The following is a 16,985-nucleotide window of genomic DNA, read 5'->3' as shown; positions in this document are numbered from 1 at the left end:
TTAGCCCGCAGCGACCTGCGCCGCTGGCTTGGCCACCGAGCACAGGCGAATGGAGTCGGCGAGGATTTCAATCGCCTTCGGACGCGGGAAGCTGGCGCGCCAGGCAATGGCCACGGTGCGGAACGGTACGGGTGCCGACAACGGACGCACCTCGATCACGCCGGGGGCGTAGTGATGACTGTCGACTGCCGACAACGGCAGGATCGAAATCCCGAGGCCGGACGCGACCATGTGGCGAATGGTTTCCAGGGAGCTCGATTCCACCGTGGTGTGCTTGGCGCCGTCGTTGCCTTTGGTCAGGGTCGGGCAGGCTTCCAGTACCTGATCGCGGAAGCAGTGGCCTTCGCCGAGCAGCAGCAGGCTCTTGTCGTTGAGCAGGTTGGCGTCGATGGACTCTTTTTGCGTCAACGGATGCTGGGCCGGCATCAGCACGTAGAACGGCTCGTCGTAGAGCTGCAGGGTCAGCACGTCGGCTTCGCTGAACGGCAGGGCGATGATGATCGCGTCGAGTTCGCCGTTGCGCAGTTTGTCGCGCAGCACGTGGGTGAAGTTTTCTTCGATATACAACGGCATCTGCGGGGCGACCCGGTGCAGTTGTGGAATCAGGTGCGGGAACAGGTACGGGCCGACGGTGTAGATCGCGCCGACTTTGAGCGGGGCAGTCAGCTGATTCTTGCCGGCCTGGGCCAGTTCGCGGATGCCCTGGGCCTGTTCCAGCACCTTTTGCGCCTGGGCCACGATGCCTTCGCCGACCGGCGTCAGGCGCACGGCGCTTTTGCTGCGCTCGAAAATCAGCACACCGAGTTCGTCTTCAAGCTTTTTCACGCCCACCGAAAGGGTCGGCTGGCTGACGTGGCAACGCTCGGCCGCGTGGCCGAAGTGCTGCTCTTGGGCGAGGGTAACGATGTAGCGTAATTCTGTGAGGGTCATAGCAAGCGTCCATGAAGTTGCGGGCCAAGCATACCGGCTGCAATCGATAGACGCACGTTATCAGACTGAGCGTGTCGGGTGACACCGGGCAATGCCGGTTTGCCGCTGGTAGATAAGAGAAAGGCACCTTTCGGTGCCTTTTTGGCTTGGAACGCGACCTTCCTGCTGGCAGAAATCTCTGTGGGAGCGAGCTTGCTCGCGATGAGGGCCCAACATTCGACATCTGCGTTGAATGTTAGACCGCTATCGCGAGCAGGCTCGCTCCCACATGGGGCGGTGGTGCGTTTACCGGCGGCGTTTTTCCAGCGAATACACAAAGGGTGCAACGATTTCGATGGAGCCATTGGTCAGCATGTCGGCCGGCGGCTTGGGCAGCGGTTGAGCGCGGCGGATCATTTCCAGGGTGGCCCGGTCCAGATCGGCAGTGCCCGAGGCGCCTACCAGTTCAAACGACAACACATTGCCTTCGGCATCCACGACGAAACGCAGGCGGTTCATGCCTTCCTTGCCCCGTGCCTGTGCACTGGCAGGGTACTTTTTGTACTTCTGCAGGTGCGCCAGCAGCGTGCCTTGCCAGCTGGCCTTGGCCGCCAGTTGAGCCGGCGAAGGACCCGGTGCAGGCTGAGCGGATTTCTCCGTTGGCGCCTGAGTCTGTTGCGTTTCGGCAGGCTTTTCCTCGGCCGGTTTTTCCTTCGGCGGTTCGGGTTTCTTCTCTACCGGCTTGGGCGGCTGTGGCTTGGGCTTTGGCTTGACGGGCTTGGGCACGGCAATTTCAGCTTTCGGCGCTTCGGCGAGCTTGGGGATCGGCAGTTCTTCAACCGGAGCCGGTGGCTGCGGTGGGGTGACGACCTTCGGCGGAGCAGGCGGTGGCGGGGCAGGGACCGGTGCCAGTTCGACCATCATTGCCTGGGGCGGCAATTCGATGGGCGGGCGGGCGGACCAGTTCAGCGCCAGCGCGATGGCCAGCGCGTGAACGCCCAGCACCACAGCCAGGCTACCGCTGTAACGCGTCAGCTTATGGCGCGTCGTGATCATTTCTTGGCTGCCGTCTCGAGTCCGACCAGACCTACCTTCAGGTAACCGGCCGAGCGCAGGTTGTCCATCACGCTCATCAGGTCGCCGTAATCCACGCCTTTGTCGGCCTGGAAGAAGATCGTGGTGTCTTTCTTGCCCTGGGTCCTGGCGTCGAGCGTGGCGCCGAGTGCTTCGGCCTTCACTTCGTCTTCACCGAGGAACAGGCGCTGGTCTGCCTTGACGCTGAGGAACACCGGTTTCTCTGGCCGCGGCGCCGGTTTGGCGGTGGAAGCGGGCAGGTCGACCTTGATGTCCACGGTGGCCAGCGGGGCCGCCACCATGAAGATGATCAACAGCACCAGCATCACGTCGATGAACGGCGTGACGTTGATTTCGTGGTTTTCGGACAGATCGTCGTCTGCCCCTTCTTTCAAATGCAGGCCCATGGCCGATTACCCCACTTTCACCATGTGCGGTTGCGAGCTGCGCTCAGGCTGGTGGTCGAGGTCGCGGCTGACCAGCAGCAGGACCTGTGCCGACGCATCGGACACCTGGGCCTTGTAACCGGCGATGGAGCGGGCGAAGACGTTGTAGATCACGACCGCAGGGATCGCTGCAACCAGGCCCAGTGCGGTGGCCAGCAGGGCTTCGGCGATGCCGGGAGCGACGACGGCGAGATTGGTCGTCTGGGTTTTGGCGATGCCGATGAAGCTGTTCATGATGCCCCACACGGTACCGAACAGGCCGACGAAGGGCGCGGTGGAGCCGATGGTCGCCAGCACGCCGGTGCCGCTGCTCATGTTGCGACCGCAGGCTGCGACCAGGCGCTCAAGGCGGAAGCTGACACGCTCCTTGATGCCTTCTTTCTCGCGGCTGTTGACCGACAGGCGCATCTCTTCGAGAGCATCGTGCACCAGCAGGTTGGCGAGGGTGCCTTCCTTCGCCGCCGTGGCGCTGGCTTCCTTGAGGGAGGCGGATTTTTTCAGTTGGGCGATTTCACCGCGCAGGCGACGCTTGGCGCCCATCAGCTCAAAACCCTTGGCGATCCAGATGGTCCAGGTGATGATCGAGGCGATGGCCAGGCCGATCATCACGATTTTCACGATGATGTCGGCATTCTTGTACATGCCCCACGGCGACAGGTCATGGGCCATGCCCAGGGTGTTGTCGGCTTCGAGGACTTCAGGAACGTCTTCACCCAGGGTTTCTGTCGGCGCTGCCTGGGCAGGATCGGTCGCGGCGGGAGCGACGGCCGGGGCGGCGTGATCAGCCGGTGCAGGGGCTGCGGCGGCGGCCGGAGCAGCGGGCGCCTGGGCATCGGCGAAAGCGGCGACTGGCGCGAGCATCAGGCTGAGGAGCAGGGCGGCCACCGCGCTCCAGGCGCGAGGTCGTTTGGTTGGCGAAGCGGAGAGTTGATTACGTGTCATGCTGGCCGGACCTGAGAGAAAAAACGGGTGATGTTCTTCCAGGCCTCGAAGGGCCGAGAACAAAAGTGGGGCGTATTATTGCAAGTAATTCTTGTTAACAGAAGTAATAGCGTCTCTTTTTTTCCTGCATTGCTAGCCGCCTGTCTGTTGCCGGCGCTAGTCTGTGGCTTTGCGATGGGAGTTTTCTGATGTCTGCACCTACTGTTTTGATCGCCGGCTGCGGGGATGTCGGCAGTCGCCTGGCCACACAACTGCTGGCGGCGGGATGGGAGGTTCATGGCCTGCGGCGGGATGTTGCTCGCCTGCCCGCGGGCGTCATCGGCGTTGCCGGTGATTTGTTCAACAAAGACTGCCCGGCCACTTGGCCGATCGGTGCCGTGGATTACCTGGTGTATTGCGCGGCAGCCACCGATCACGACGAAGCCGGCTACCGTGCTGCCTATGTCCAGGGGCTGGAGCATGTGCTGGAGTGGCTCAACGACTACGGTCAGGTGCCCAATCGCCTGCTGTTCGTGTCCAGCAGCAGTGTTTACGGGCAGCAGGATGGCGAGTGGGTCGATGAGCGTTCGTCTACGGTGGCGTCCGGTTATTCTGGACGTGTGATGCTGGAGGCCGAGCAGATCGCGCTCAAGAGCGGTATCCCGGCCAGTGTCGTGCGACTGACCGGCATCTACGGCCCGGGGCGTGAGTGGTTGCTGACTCAGGTCCGCCGGGGTTATCGCGTGGCGGTCGAACCACCGTTGTATGCCAACCGGATACATGCGGACGATGCCGCAGGGTTGATGGCGTGCCTGCTTGAGACGGACCGGCGTGGCGTGGCGCTGGAGGATGTCTACATCGGCGTCGATGATGAGCCGGCAGCGCTGGCCGACGTGGTGGGCTGGTTGCGCGGGTATCTGGGCGTGACTGAATGGGACGACGATTCAAGCGTGCGGCGCACCGGCAGCAAGCGTTGCAGTAATGCGCGGGCGAAGGCCTTGGGCTGGACGCCGAAGTATCCGAGCTTCCGTGAGGGGTATGCGGCGATTCTTGAAGGGCGCTGAAAAACAAAAAAGATCGCAGCCTTCGGCAGCTCCTACAGGTGTTTGCATGACCCTGTAGGAGCTGCCGGAGGCTGCGATCTTTTCAGATGGTTACTGTTTTTCCAGCAGCCACTTGCGATCGCCAGGCATGTACTGAGGCATCTCGTCCGCCTGCGCCGTGTTCACGGTCTGGAAAATCTCCAGCTCTTTGCCCTTGCGCGCAAAGATCCAGGCGTTTCCTTGCCCATTGAGTTGCAGCCACATGTTGTCGTTGCCACCACTCATCGAGGCACAGTCGCCGGCCAGGCACAGCGCATAACGGTCACTACCCGGCAGGCCGGTCACCTGGCCGTCGGGCTGGAACTGTACGGTGTCGCCTTCGCCGGGGCCGCTGACGACTTTCCAGCTACCGCCCATGTAGGCCGAATACAGCGCGCGTTCGAAGCTGGCGCCAAGCGGTGCGCCATCCGGTACCGGGATCAATGCCCGGTCGAAGACCTGGGCTGATTCGTTTTCGGTCGCGGTCTGGCTCAATTGTTTGCCATCACGCTTCAGCTCACTGCCGGAGCTGCCATAAAAGTCGACTTTCCAGAGGCCGGATTCTTCACCCTGCAGCTTGCCTTCGACGTTTTCAAAGCCGTTGGTGTAGCGGGCCTGGCCGGCCTTGGTGTTGATGTCCCATTCCAGGTTCGGGCCATAGGCCTGGAGCGCTTCACGCAGGGGGACGCCTTTGGCGGCAGCATCGATCGCCACCTGATTGATCCAGGTGCCGCTGATATCACGATCGGCAGGGTTGCTGGCACATCCGCCCAGGAGCAGGGCGAGCAGCGAGAGAGCAAGCGCATTGCGCATGGTGGAATCCTTTCAAACTTTCTTTACAGCAGAGCAGTCGGCGCAGCCCCAGGCTGCGCCGTGCACATTACTCGATGACCAGGATGGCATCCATTTCAACCTGCGAACCCTTTGGCAGGGCTGCAACGCCGATGGCGGCGCGGGCAGGGTAAGGCTGGTCGAAGTACTTGCCCATGATCTCGTTGACCTTGGCGAAGTGGCTCAGGTCGGTGAGGAAGATGTTCAGCTTGACGATGTCCTTGAACGAACCACCGGCTGCTTCGGCTACGGCCTTGAGGTTCTCGAACACCTGGACGGTCTGGGCTTCGAAGCCTTCAACCAGTTCCATGGTTTTTGGGTCCAGTGGAATCTGGCCCGACATGTAGACGGTGTTGCCAGCCTTGATCGCCTGGGAGTAAGTACCGATGGCGGCCGGGGCCTTGTCGCTGGTGATAACAGTCTTGGACATGAATGACTCCTTGTAAGTGGGCTTAAGCACGCATTCGGGTGATGCGGATCACCCCGGTCAAGGCGCGCAGTTTCTTGATCACGCGGGCCAGGTGCACGCGGTCGTGCACGCTGACCACCAACTGGACCACGCTGATGCGACCATCGCGTTCGTCCATGCTGATTTTCTCGATGTTGCCGTCGGCGGCGTTGACGCTGCTGGCCAGCAGGGCAATCAGGCCGCGCTGGTGTTCCAGTTCGACGCGCAGTTCGACGTTGAATTCGCCGGTGACATCCTTGGCCCACGAGAGCTGGATGCATTTTTCCGGGTTGTGGCGGATTTCGCTGATGTTGCGGCAGTTGTCCAGGTGCACGACCATGCCTTTGCCTGCGGACAGGTGGCCGACAATCGGGTCGCCCGGGATCGGTGTGCAGCACTTGGCGTAGCTGAGTACCAGGCCTTCGGTGCCGCGAATCGCCAGCGGGCCTTCCGGACTTGGCAGCTGTTCGCCTTCGCCGAGCAGGCGGCGGGCGACCACATAGGCCATGCGATTGCCCAGGCCGATATCCTCGAGCAAATCCTCGATCAGTTCGAGGCGATACTCGGCGAGCATCGCCTTGACGCGTTCGGCCGGGATTTTCTCCAGCGCGCTGTCGAATCCGTTGAGGACCTTGTTCAGCAGGCGTTCGCCGAGGCTGATGGATTCGGAGCGGCGTTGCAGCTTCAGGGCATGGCGGATGTGCGTGCGCGCCTTGCCGGTGACCACGAAGTTGAGCCACGCCGGGTTCGGCCGTGCGCCAGGAGCGCTGACGATCTCGACCGTGGAGCCGCTTTGCAGCGGTTCGGACAGCGGTGCGAGACGGCGGTTGATCCGGCAGGCAATGCAGCTGTTACCCACGTCGGTATGCACCGCGTAAGCGAAGTCGACCGCCGTGGAGCCCTTGGGCAGCTCCATGATTCGGCCCTTGGGCGTGAACACGTAGACCTCGTCCGGGAACAGGTCGATCTTCACGCTTTCGATGAATTCCAGCGAGTTGCCGGCGCGTTGCTGCATTTCCAGCACGCCCTTGACCCACTGGCGGGCGCGGGCATGGGTGCCTTTTGGCTGCTCGTCGCCGCTGGATTTGTACAGCCAATGGGCGGCGATGCCGTTGTTGGCCATCTCTTCCATTTCACGGGTACGGATCTGGATCTCGATCGGAACACCGTGCATGCCGAACAGCGTGGTGTGCAGCGACTGGTAGCCGTTGGCCTTGGGGATCGCGATGTAATCCTTGAAGCGCCCCGGCAGTGGCTTGTACAAGTTATGTACAGCACCCAGCACGCGGTAGCAGGTATCGACCTTGTCGACGATGATCCGGAACGCGTAGACGTCCATGATCTCGTTGAAGGCCCGACGCTTGCCGCGCATTTTCTTGTAGATGCCGTAGAGGTGTTTCTGGCGACCGCTGACCTCGCCCTGGATGCCATCGATGGCCAGGCAGTGGCTTAAGGATTCTTCGATCTTGTTGACGATTTCCTTGCGGTTGCCCCGGGCGCGCTTGACGGCCTGGTAGATCCGCGCGGAACGCATCGGGTGCATGGCCTTGAAGCCGAGGTCTTCGAATTCTATGCGGATGGCGTGCATGCCCAGCCGGTTGGCGATGGGCGCATAGATTTCCAGGGTCTCCTTGGCGATGCGCCGGCGTTTTTCGCCGGACAGCACTTCCAGGGTGCGCATGTTGTGCAGGCGGTCGGCCAGCTTGACCAGGATCACGCGAATGTCGCGGGCCATGGCCATGGCCATTTTCTGGAAGTTTTCGGCTTGGGCTTCGGCCTTGGTCTCGAAGTTCATCTGGGTCAGTTTGCTGACCCCGTCGACCAGTTCGGCCACGGTTTCGCCGAACTGCGCTTGCAGCGCTTCCTTGGCAATACCGGTGTCTTCGATCACGTCATGCAGCATGGCGGCCATCAGGCTCTGATGGTCCATGTGCATGTCGGCAAGAATATTCGCCACCGCGAGTGGGTGCGTGACGTACGCCTCGCCGCTACGGCGGCGTTGGCCGTCGTGGGCTTGTTCGGCGTAGAAATACGCTCGGCGGACCAGGTTGACCTGGTCATTGCCGAGGTAGGTCGATAAGCGATCGGCGAGGGCGTCTATGCTCGGCATGATGTCTCCTGCCGTAAGCTGTGTTCCCGCGCCGTGCTACGTCGACCAGGCATAGGCTTAGACGGCCTCGTTGGACTCGTCCTCGAATGCAGCAAAAAGCGGTTCATCTTCAACGATTTCGGCTTCGGCGATAGCTGCGTAGTCGATCAGGCCTTCAGCGATTTCGCGCAGGGCGACGACGGTAGGCTTGTCGTTTTCCCATGCTACTTTCGGCTCTTTGCCGCCGGTGGCCAGTTGACGGGCACGCTTGGTAGAGAGCATGACCAGCTCAAAGCGGTTATCCACGTGTTCTAGGCAATCTTCAACGGTTACGCGGGCCATGGTCTTCCTCGTAGCAAATGCAATATGCGCGCTGCCCGGATGGGCGAGCGGACTCAACAGTTTAAAAAATCACCAGCGATTAGGGAAGCGCTGATTTTTTGACCAAGCCCTTCAACGCGCTGTAAGTGCCAATGTAAAGCCCTTGCAGCGGTTTTGGGAAGAGCTGATTAACCGAGCAATTCAGCCAGCAATTTGCCGTGACGCTGCTGCTGACGCTTCTGGATCAGCTGATTGGCGCGGAAAATCGCCTTCAGGTCGTGCAGTGCGTGGGCGAAATCGTCGTTGATGATCAGGTAATCGTAGTCGACGTAATGGCTCATTTCGCTGACGGCTTCGCGCATCCGGCCGTCAATGATCTCGTCGCTGTCCTGGCCACGGTTGGTCAGGCGCTGGTGCAGGGCCTGCAGTGACGGCGGCAGGATGAAGATCGAGCGGGCCTGCGGCATCAGCTTGCGCACTTGCTCGGCACCTTGCCAGTCGATTTCCAGGATCAGGTCGTGGCCTTGGTCCAGGGTCTGCTGAAGGTGGCTTTGCGAAGTGCCGTAGAGATTGCCGAACACTTCGGCGCGTTCGAGGAAGTCGCCGTGTTCGATCATCTTCACGAACTCTTCGCGCGAGACGAAGTTGTAGTTCACGCCGTCCACTTCGCCCGGGCGCATGGCACGGGTGGTGTGGGAGACTGAGACGCGGATCTCCGGATTGGCGTCGGTCAAAGCCTTGACCAGGCTGCTCTTGCCCGCGCCCGAAGGGGCGGAAATGATGTAAAGGGTGCCAGTGCTGTGGGTCATGTCGGGGTAGCCTTACTCAATATTCTGCACTTGTTCGCGCATCTGCTCGATCAACACCTTGAGGTTGACCGCAGCCTGGGTGCTGCGCGGGTCGAAGGCTTTGGAGCCCAGTGTGTTGGCTTCGCGGTTGAGTTCCTGCATCAGGAAGTCCAGGCGCCGCCCGGCAGCGCCGCCGGATTTGAGTACCCGGCGAACTTCGATGATGTGAGTGCTCAGGCGATCCAGTTCTTCGGCGACGTCGCTTTTCTGCGCGAGCATGACCATTTCCTGCTCCAGGCGCTGCGGGTCCATCTCGGCCTTCATGTCGGCGAAACGGTCGAGGACTTTCTGGCGCTGGGTGGCGAGCATCTGCGGGACCAGTTCGCGCAGGGTCACCACGTCTTCTTCGATGGAGGTCAGGCGCTCGTTGATCAACCGTGCCAGCTCCGCACCTTCGCGCTCGCGGCCGGCCTTGAGTTCCTTGAGGCCCTGGTTGAACAGTGCCAGCGCTTCGGCGTTCAAGGCTTGCGGGTCGGTGGCGTCGCCAACCAGCACGCCGGGCCAGGCCAGGACTTCCAGCGGGTTCAGCGCGGCCGGGTTCTTGATCAGGCCGGCGATGGTCTCGGCGGCGGCGACCAGTTGCGCGGCGCGCTCCTGATCGATCTGCAGCGCTTTGCCAGTGTTTTCTTCGGTGAAGCGCAGGGTGCATTCGAGCTTGCCCCGCGATACGCCTTGGCGCAGGGCTTCACGTACCGCACCTTCGAGGTCGCGAAAGGACTCCGGCAGGCGCAGGTGGGGTTCCAGGTAGCGGCTGTTGACCGACCGCAGTTCCCAGCTCAGGGTGCCCTGGACGCCGGCTTTTTCGACGCGGGCGAAGGCGGTCATGCTGTGCACCATGGCGGTACCTCGCAAGGCAGATCGGCGCAGAACCGTGGTTCCGGGAATCCGATATCAATGAATTAAAGCCGACTGGCAGCAAAGGCGCAGGATTGTAGCGCAGTGGCGCGGATGCGCCCAAACACAGGGTGTGACAAAGAGCGGCAGGCCTGCGCCGGCGTGCAGTGCAGAGCCTTCGGTCGTCGGCGGATTTTTTTAGAAGTGCCCAGGGGCGGCCGTCGGCTCTATAATGCTCCGCAGTTTTCCGTCCCCAGTACAGGTATTCCCTATGATACGTCCAAGTGGTCGCGCTGCCGATCAGCTCCGCTCGATCCGCATCACCCGCAACTACACCAAACACGCCGAGGGTTCTGTGCTGGTCGAGTTCGGTGATACCAAGGTCATCTGCACCGTCAGCGTTGAACCGGGCGTACCGCGTTTCCTGAAAGGCCAGGGCCAGGGCTGGCTGACCGCCGAGTACGGCATGCTGCCACGTGCCACTGGCGAGCGTAACCAACGTGAAGCCAGCCGTGGCAAGCAAGGCGGCCGTACCCTGGAAATCCAGCGTCTGATCGGCCGTTCCCTGCGCGCGGCGCTGGACATGACCAAGCTGGGCGACGTCACCCTGTACGTCGACTGCGACGTGATCCAGGCAGACGGTGGCACCCGTACGGCGTCGATCACCGGTTCCATGGTCGCGCTGATCGATGCCTTGAAAGTGATCAAGAAGCGTGGCGGCCTGAAAGGCGGCGACCCGGTCAAGCAGATGATCGCTGCTGTTTCCGTGGGCATGTACAAGGGTGAGCCTGTGCTCGACCTCGACTACCTGGAAGACTCGGCCGCCGAAACCGACCTGAACGTGGTGATGACCAGTGCCGGCGGTTTCATCGAAGTCCAGGGTACTGCCGAAGGCGCGCCGTTCCAGCCTGAAGAGCTGAACGCCATGCTGGAACTGGCGAAGAAAGGCATGAACGAGATCTTCGAACTGCAAAAGGCCGCATTGGCCGACTGACCGGACCGCTCCAGGCAAGGAGGACACCATGAGTGATGAACAACTGCCGCTGCCCACGCCGAGCCAGGAGGTGCGTCAGTGGGCGATGTTCTGTCACCTGTCCGCCTTGCTGGGGATCTGGATTCCGTTCGGCACGCTGATCGGTCCGCTGATTCTCTGGCAAATGAAGCGCGAGATGGACCCGTTCATTGACGCTCAGGGCAAGGAGGCTTTGAACTTCCAGATCACCGTCGCCATTGCCTCGGCCATCTGCTTCCTGCTGATGGTGGTGATCATCGGGTTCTTCCTGTTCGGACTGGTGGCGATAGGTGCGCTGGTGCTGACGATCATTGCCGGGGTGAAAGCCAATGAAGGGTTTCCTTACCGGTACCCGTTTACCTGGCGATTGATCAAATAACGATCAATCTTCACTTGCAGGAGCGAGCGTGCTCGCATCCACAGAAGCAAAGCAGAAGCAGCGTCAGCCAAGGTAATAAGCAAATGCCCCGATAATTCGGGGCATTTTCGTTTGTCACATCAAATAAATGTTTCAAGTTGTAATGTTTTCTAGTTGTAACAACTATTGTGGCAAGTACTGCTGAGTTAATACATTTTTAGTCACAACTGTACACTGTCAATATTGCCCTTGTGCTTGGCAATAAGTCAGGGTGATTGATAAAGTTGCCCCCACGAAATATTTCAAGAAATATTTTGATATATTCAGACCATTGAAGGTCCTTGAATTCACCATCAATCAGTGTTGAGAAATTCAACCTGTTCAAGAGGCGTGTCCAGGTAAAAAGTTCGCCCCTGAATATATATCCAAGAATAAGTGCAAAATGATTCAGCTTGATTTTTATGGGACATTAGTCGCCGCCTCCCTGGTGCTGTTATTGGGTCGCGGGCTTGTCACACGTGTTGGTTTTCTACGCGCCTACAATATCCCCGAACCTGTAGCGGGTGGCCTGGTGGTTGCCCTGGTTCTCCTGGCCTTGCGCAGCTTCGATGTTCAAGTCCGGTTCGACACTTCGTTGCAGACCCCCTTGATGCTGGCGTTTTTCGCCACCATTGGCTTGAGCGCCGACTTCGCCAGCCTGAAGAAGGGCGGGCGCGTCGTGGGGATTTTCATTCTTGCGGTCAGCGGGCTTCTGCTGGTCCAGAATGCCATGGGCATCGGTCTTGCCAGCCTGCTGGGGCTTGATCCTCTGATGGGCCTGCTGACAGGCTCGGTGACCCTGGCGGGCGGTCACGGCACAGGCGCTGCCTGGAGCGCGACATTCAGCGAGAAATACGGCCTGGCTTCGGCTTCCGAGCTTGCGATGGCCTCTGCGACCTTCGGCCTGGTGCTGGGCGGTCTGATTGGTGGGCCGGTCGCCCGCTTGTTGATCAAGCGAGTACAGGTACCCGGTTGCGTTGAGCAAGCGAAGCCGCGCGCGCCGAAGGGCTTTGAGCAACCGAACAAGGAGCGCTCGATCACGCCTTTCTCGTTTATCGAGACACTCGCGCTGATCGCCGTCAGCTTGCTGGCGGGTAATCTTCTCAATGGGCTGTTGCTCGGCAGTGCATTCGAGTTGCCGACTTTCGTTTGTGTATTGTTCGTCGGTGTTGTTCTGCGCAACGGGCTTTCGGCACTTGGCTTGTATCAGGTGTTTGAGCGCGAAGTCTCGGTACTGGGGAATGTAAGCTTGTCGCTGTTCCTGGCAATTGCCCTGATGTCCCTCAAACTCTGGGACCTGGCATCGCTGGCGTTGCCGATCTTTATCATTCTGGCTGTGCAAACAGTCGTCATGGCGCTGTTTGCGATATTCGTGACGTTCAGAATAATGGGGAGCAACTACGATGCGGCAGTGCTGTCGGCAGGACATTGCGGTTTCGGGCTGGGTGCCACGCCAACAGCCATTGCTAATATGCAGGCCGTGACACAGCGCTACGGACCTTCGCAGATTGCATTTCTGGTGGTGCCAATGGTGGGCGCATTCTTCATCGACATCATTAACGTCATCGTGATCAAGTTGTTCCTGGCGCTGCCATTTTTCGTCGCTGTCTGAAGTTCAGCCGGCTTGCCCCATAAAAAATGCCCGTATCTTGCGATACGGGCATTTTTTTTGACTGGCCTGGGCGTCTGCGAAACGACGCCTCAGATGGTCAGCGTCCAGTCGTAGTCCACGATCAACGGCGCGTGTTGCGAGAACCGCGGCTGGCGTGGCAGACGTGCACTGCGTACGAAACGGCGCAGGCCCGGGGTCAGCAACTGATAGTCGAAGCGCCAACCGAGGTTGAGCATCTCCGCCTGTTCGTTATCCGGCCACCAGCTGTACTGGTCGCCTTCGCGGCTGACTTCGCGCAGGGCGTCGACATAGCCCATGTTGCCGACAATCTCGTCCATCCAGGCGCGTTCAGGCGCCAGGAAACCCGGAGATTGCTGGCTATCGCGCCAGTTCTTGATATCCAGCTTCTGTTGCGCCACGTACAGCGAGCCACAATAGATGTACTCGCGACGTTTGCGCCGCTGTTTATCCAGATAACGGGCGAAGTCGTCCATTAGCTTGAACTTCTGGTTCAAGTCTTCATCGCCGTTCTGCCCCGAAGGGAGCAGCAAGGTCGCGATGCTGACCTTGTCGAAATCGGCTTGCAGGTAGCGCCCGTAGCGGTCGGCCGTCTCGAAACCGAGACCGCTGATGACAGCCTTCGGTTGCAGCCGCGAATACAAAGCCACGCCACCTTGGGCGGGGACTTCGGCATCGCAGGCATAAAGGAAGTATCCATCCAGTTGGAAGGCTGGATCGTCCAGTTCAAAGGCGGAGGCGCGGGTGTCCTGCAGGCAGATGACGTCGGCATTCTGTGCCTGCAGCCAACTGAGCAAACCACGCTCGACTGCAGCCTGAATACCATTGACGTTCACACTGATGATCCGCATAAATGGCCCCAAAAATCGCGTGCGTGTATGATACACGGCGTCAAGCTAATTAGCTAAATCCGTGGTATTTGGGGTTTTTCATGCAAGCGTATCAGCGCGATTTCATCCGTTTTGCCATCGATCGCGGCGTTTTGCGCTTCGGTGAGTTCACCCTGAAGTCCGGGCGCACCAGTCCTTACTTCTTCAATGCAGGGCTGTTCAACTCGGGTTCGGCCCTGGCGCAGCTGGGACGTTTCTACGCCGCTGCCATTGCCGAGAGCGGCATTGCGTTCGACGTGCTGTTTGGCCCGGCCTACAAAGGCATCCCGTTGGCGGCGACTACGGCCGTGGCCCTGGCCGAACATCACAACCGTGACCTGCCATGGTGCTTCAACCGCAAGGAAGCCAAGGCCCACGGCGAAGGCGGCAGCCTGGTCGGCGCACCGTTGACCGGCGAAGTGCTGATCATCGACGACGTGATCACCGCCGGTACAGCCATCCGTGAAGTGATGCAGATCATCGCCTCCCAGGACGGAGCCAAGGCCGCCGGCGTGCTGATCGCCCTGAACCGTCAGGAGCGCGGCAATGGCGAGTTGTCGGCGATCCAGGAGGTCGAGCGTGACTTCGGCATCCCGGTCATCAGCATCGTTTCGCTGAACCAGGTACTGGAATTCCTGGCGGATGATCCGCAGCTCAAGCAGCACCTGCCAGCCGTCGAAGCCTACCGCGCCCAGTTCGGCGTGTAACGACAAACCCCTGTAGGAGCTGCCGAAGGCTGCGATCTTTTGATCTTTTTTAAAAGCAAAATCAAAAGATCGCAGCCTTCGGCAGCTCCTACAAGGGGTGGATTTGCAGGCAAAAAAAGACCCCGCTCAGCCAGGCTGAGCGGGGTCTTTTTCATTGCGCTATCGCTTAGTGACGCTTGCGATTGCTGATCAGGGTGCCCACGCCGGTATCGGTGAAGATTTCCAGCAGGATCGCGTTCGGCACACGACCGTCGATGATCAACGAGCTGCCCACGCCGCCCTGGACCGCTTCCAGTGCGCAACGGATCTTCGGCAGCATGCCGCCGTAGATGGTGCCATCGGCGATCAGTTCGTCGACCTGTTGAGTCGTCAGACCGGTCAGGACCTTGCCCGACTTGTCCATCAGGCCGGCGATGTTGGTCAGCAGCATCAGCTTCTCGGCCTTCAACGCCTCGGCGACTTTACCGGCCACCAGGTCAGCGTTGATGTTGTACGACTCACCGTTGGCGCCGACGCCGATGGGCGCGATCACCGGGATGAAATCGCCTTTGACCAACAGGTTCAGCAAGTCGGTATTGATCCCGACCACTTCGCCCACATGGCCGATGTCGATGATTTCCGGGGTGGTCATCTCCGGGGTCTGGCGGGTGACGGTGAGCTTCTTCGCACGAATCAGCTCGGCGTCTTTACCGGTCAGGCCGATGGCGCTGCCGCCGTGGCGGTTGATCAGGTTGACGATGTCCTTGTTGACCTGGCCGCCGAGGACCATTTCCACCACGTCCATGGTCGCGGCGTCGGTGACGCGCATGCCGTCGACGAAATGACTCTCGATCGACAGGCGCTTGAGCAGGTCACCGATTTGCGGGCCGCCGCCGTGAACCACCACCGGGTTGATGCCCACGGCCTTCATCAGCACGATGTCGCGGGCGAAGCCGGTTTTCAGCTCCTCGCTTTCCATCGCGTTGCCGCCGTATTTGATCACCAGTGTCTTGCCGACGTATCGGCGGATATAAGGCAACGCTTCGGACAGGACCTTGGCGGTGTTGGCGGCGGCTTCGCGTTCGAGGGTCATTCAGGGCTCCGGGTGAATCAGAACGGTAGTTGGAGATCAGGTGCAACGCGCTTCAACTGGACTTTGAAAACGTCCTTGATGCGCTGCAATTCAGCCTCGTCATCGGCCTCGAAACGCAGCACCAGCACCGGTGTGGTGTTGGATGCGCGTACCAGGCCCCAGCCTTTGGCGTAGTCGACTCGCACGCCGTCAATGGTGGTCAGGTCGGCGCCTGCGCCCCACTGTGCGTCGTGCAGTGCATCAATGATGCTGAATTTGCTCTCTTCGGTCACATGGATATTGATTTCCGGCGTAGAAATATCGTTCGGGAAGGTTGCGAACAGCTCTTCCGCCGAGGATTTTTCCTTGCTGAGGATCTCCAGCAACCGCGCGGCGCTGTAGATGCCGTCGTCGAAACCGAACCAGCGCTCCTTGAAGAAGATGTGCCCGCTCATTTCGCCAGCCAGCAGGGCGCCGGATTGTTTCATTTTCTTTTTGATCAGCGAGTGACCGGTCTTCCACATTAACGACCGGCCGCCGTATTCCTTGATCAGCGGGATCAGGCGTCGGGTGCATTTGACGTCGAAGATGATCTCGGCGCCTGGATTGCGCGCTACGACGTCGCGGGCGAACAGCATCAGCAGGCGATCCGGATAGACGATGCTGCCGGTGTTGGTCACCACGCCGACGCGGTCGCCGTCGCCGTCGAAGGCCAGGCCGATGTCGGCATTGGTTTCCTTGACCTTGGCGATCAGGTCGACGAGGTTTTCAGGCTTGCCCGGGTCCGGGTGGTGGTTCGGGAAGTTGCCGTCGACTTCGCAGAACAGCGGGATGACTTCGCAGTTCAGCGCTTCGATCAGCTGCGGGGCAATCACGCCGGCCGCGCCGTTGCCGCAATCGACAACCACTTTCAGGCGACGGGCCAGCTTGATGTCCTGGACGATTTCGGTGGTGTAGCGCTCGAGGATTTCGACCTGGGTGATGCTCCCCTGGCCGCTGCTCAGGTTGTTGGTCTTGAGGCGGTCGTGCAGGGCCTGGATCTGTTCGTTGGCCAGGGTGTCGCCGGCAATGACGATCTTGAAGCCGTTGTAGTTCGACGGGTTGTGGCTGCCGGTGAGCATCACACCGGATTTGCCGGCCAGCACGTTGGCGGCGTAGTACAGCGCCGGCGTCGGGACCAGGCCGACATCGCTGACGTGGCAGCCGCTGTCGGCGATGCCTTTGATCAATTGCGCGACCAGCTCCGGACCGGACAAGCGACCGTCGCGACCGACGGACACATTTGGCTCGCCCTGGGCCAGGCTTTGGGAGCCGACGGCGCGGCCAATCCAGTAAGCGGTCTCGGCGTTCAGGAATTCCGGGACGGTGCCGCGGATGTCGTAGGCGCGGAAGATGCTGTCAGGGAACTTGGGTGCAATTTTGGCCGGGGTGTTCATCTGTGGAAATGCTCCATCTCGAAAGTGGCTGGACAGGCCGCCGAGTCATTCGGCGACAGGTTCAAACTGAAGGGTATGAC

17 protein-coding genes and 1 pseudogene are annotated in these 16,985 nt (G+C 60.3%); 5 read left to right on the top strand and 13 right to left on the bottom strand.

Annotation, left to right across the window (positions count from 1 at the left end):
• The 4 genes from KW838_RS10090 to exbB all read right to left on the bottom strand — a co-directional run bounded on the left by KW838_RS10090 (nt 1) and on the right by exbB (nt 3,371).
• Nucleotides 1-930 (bottom strand): hydrogen peroxide-inducible genes activator, encoded by a 930-nt coding sequence (locus KW838_RS10090; RefSeq protein ID WP_218501009.1) that lies wholly within the window; start codon nt 928-930, stop codon nt 1-3.
• 285 nt (nt 931-1,215) lie between these two features.
• Nucleotides 1,216-1,965 carry an energy transducer TonB gene (locus KW838_RS10085; RefSeq protein ID WP_015097375.1) on the bottom strand — a complete coding sequence of 250 codons (750 nt, stop codon included), beginning with the start codon at nt 1,963-1,965 and terminating at the stop codon, nt 1,216-1,218.
• Nucleotides 1,962-2,390: a TonB system transport protein ExbD gene (exbD, locus tag KW838_RS10080; protein WP_007975187.1), complete on the bottom strand. Its 429-nt coding sequence runs from the start codon at nt 2,388-2,390 to the stop codon at nt 1,962-1,964. The genes KW838_RS10085 and exbD overlap by 4 nt, the downstream gene beginning before the upstream one ends.
• Before the next feature lie 6 nt (nt 2,391-2,396).
• Nucleotides 2,397-3,371: a tonB-system energizer ExbB gene (gene exbB / locus KW838_RS10075; protein ID WP_218501008.1), complete on the bottom strand. Its 975-nt coding sequence runs from the start codon at nt 3,369-3,371 to the stop codon at nt 2,397-2,399.
• A 188-nt stretch (nt 3,372-3,559) separates the two neighbouring features.
• Here exbB and KW838_RS10070 point away from each other — a divergent pair, with 188 nt between their 5' ends.
• Nucleotides 3,560-4,414 (top strand): SDR family oxidoreductase, encoded by an 855-nt coding sequence (locus KW838_RS10070; protein WP_218501007.1) that lies wholly within the window; start codon nt 3,560-3,562, stop codon nt 4,412-4,414.
• 90 nt (nt 4,415-4,504) lie between these two features.
• Here KW838_RS10070 and KW838_RS10065 read toward each other — a convergent pair whose 3' ends face one another.
• From KW838_RS10065 to KW838_RS10040, 6 genes are all read right to left on the bottom strand, one after another.
• Nucleotides 4,505-5,245, bottom strand: a complete 741-nt coding sequence (locus tag KW838_RS10065) for a hypothetical protein (RefSeq protein ID WP_218501006.1) — start codon at nt 5,243-5,245, stop codon at nt 4,505-4,507.
• A 67-nt stretch (nt 5,246-5,312) separates the two neighbouring features.
• Nucleotides 5,313-5,693: a RidA family protein gene (locus tag KW838_RS10060; protein WP_102673745.1), complete on the bottom strand. Its 381-nt coding sequence runs from the start codon at nt 5,691-5,693 to the stop codon at nt 5,313-5,315.
• A 22-nt stretch (nt 5,694-5,715) separates the two neighbouring features.
• A complete protein-coding gene (spoT, locus tag KW838_RS10055) occupies nt 5,716-7,821 on the bottom strand; it encodes a bifunctional GTP diphosphokinase/guanosine-3',5'-bis pyrophosphate 3'-pyrophosphohydrolase (RefSeq protein ID WP_102700103.1) in 2,106 nt (701 codons plus the stop codon).
• Nucleotides 7,822-7,878: 57 nt separating this feature from the next.
• Nucleotides 7,879-8,142: a DNA-directed RNA polymerase subunit omega gene (gene rpoZ / locus KW838_RS10050; RefSeq protein ID WP_007921129.1), complete on the bottom strand. Its 264-nt coding sequence runs from the start codon at nt 8,140-8,142 to the stop codon at nt 7,879-7,881.
• Nucleotides 8,143-8,309: 167 nt separating this feature from the next.
• Nucleotides 8,310-8,930 carry a guanylate kinase gene (gene gmk / locus KW838_RS10045; protein WP_218501005.1) on the bottom strand — a complete coding sequence of 207 codons (621 nt, stop codon included), beginning with the start codon at nt 8,928-8,930 and terminating at the stop codon, nt 8,310-8,312.
• 12 nt (nt 8,931-8,942) lie between these two features.
• A complete protein-coding gene (locus KW838_RS10040; RefSeq protein WP_007975180.1) occupies nt 8,943-9,806 on the bottom strand; it encodes a YicC/YloC family endoribonuclease in 864 nt (287 codons plus the stop codon).
• Between the two features lie 268 nt (nt 9,807-10,074).
• Between KW838_RS10040 and rph the strand changes: the two genes are divergently transcribed.
• The 3 genes from rph to gltS all read left to right on the top strand — a co-directional run bounded on the left by rph (nt 10,075) and on the right by gltS (nt 12,824).
• Nucleotides 10,075-10,797: a ribonuclease PH gene (gene rph / locus KW838_RS10035; RefSeq protein ID WP_007975179.1), complete on the top strand. Its 723-nt coding sequence runs from the start codon at nt 10,075-10,077 to the stop codon at nt 10,795-10,797.
• Between the two features lie 28 nt (nt 10,798-10,825).
• Nucleotides 10,826-11,194, top strand: coding sequence for a DUF4870 domain-containing protein (locus KW838_RS10030; protein ID WP_007975177.1), 369 nt, complete (start codon nt 10,826-10,828; stop codon nt 11,192-11,194).
• A 421-nt stretch (nt 11,195-11,615) separates the two neighbouring features.
• A complete protein-coding gene (gene gltS / locus KW838_RS10025; protein ID WP_218501004.1) occupies nt 11,616-12,824 on the top strand; it encodes a sodium/glutamate symporter in 1,209 nt (402 codons plus the stop codon).
• Nucleotides 12,825-12,913: 89 nt separating this feature from the next.
• On the opposite strand, the gene KW838_RS10020 is transcribed toward gltS, so the two are convergent.
• Nucleotides 12,914-13,693 (bottom strand): exodeoxyribonuclease III, encoded by a 780-nt coding sequence (locus KW838_RS10020; RefSeq protein ID WP_003176915.1) that lies wholly within the window; start codon nt 13,691-13,693, stop codon nt 12,914-12,916.
• Nucleotides 13,694-13,773: 80 nt separating this feature from the next.
• Between KW838_RS10020 and pyrE the strand changes: the two genes are divergently transcribed.
• Nucleotides 13,774-14,418, top strand: a complete 645-nt coding sequence (pyrE, locus tag KW838_RS10015; RefSeq protein ID WP_007975175.1) for an orotate phosphoribosyltransferase — start codon at nt 13,774-13,776, stop codon at nt 14,416-14,418.
• A 166-nt stretch (nt 14,419-14,584) separates the two neighbouring features.
• Here the strand turns inward: pyrE and argB are convergent, their stop codons facing one another.
• Nucleotides 14,585-15,490, bottom strand: a complete 906-nt coding sequence (gene argB / locus KW838_RS10010) for an acetylglutamate kinase (RefSeq protein WP_007975174.1) — start codon at nt 15,488-15,490, stop codon at nt 14,585-14,587.
• 17 nt (nt 15,491-15,507) lie between these two features.
• Nucleotides 15,508-16,884, bottom strand: a pseudogene (locus KW838_RS10005) (phosphomannomutase/phosphoglucomutase); the annotation flags it as partial.
• Nucleotides 16,885-16,985: the final 101 nt, after the last annotated feature.

Origin of the sequence: Pseudomonas sp. PDM27 (genome assembly GCF_019219205.1) — a bacterium.
GTDB classification, from domain to species: domain Bacteria; phylum Pseudomonadota; class Gammaproteobacteria; order Pseudomonadales; family Pseudomonadaceae; genus Aquipseudomonas; species Aquipseudomonas laurylsulfatiphila.
This window is presented reverse-complemented; position numbering and strand designations above follow the sequence as displayed.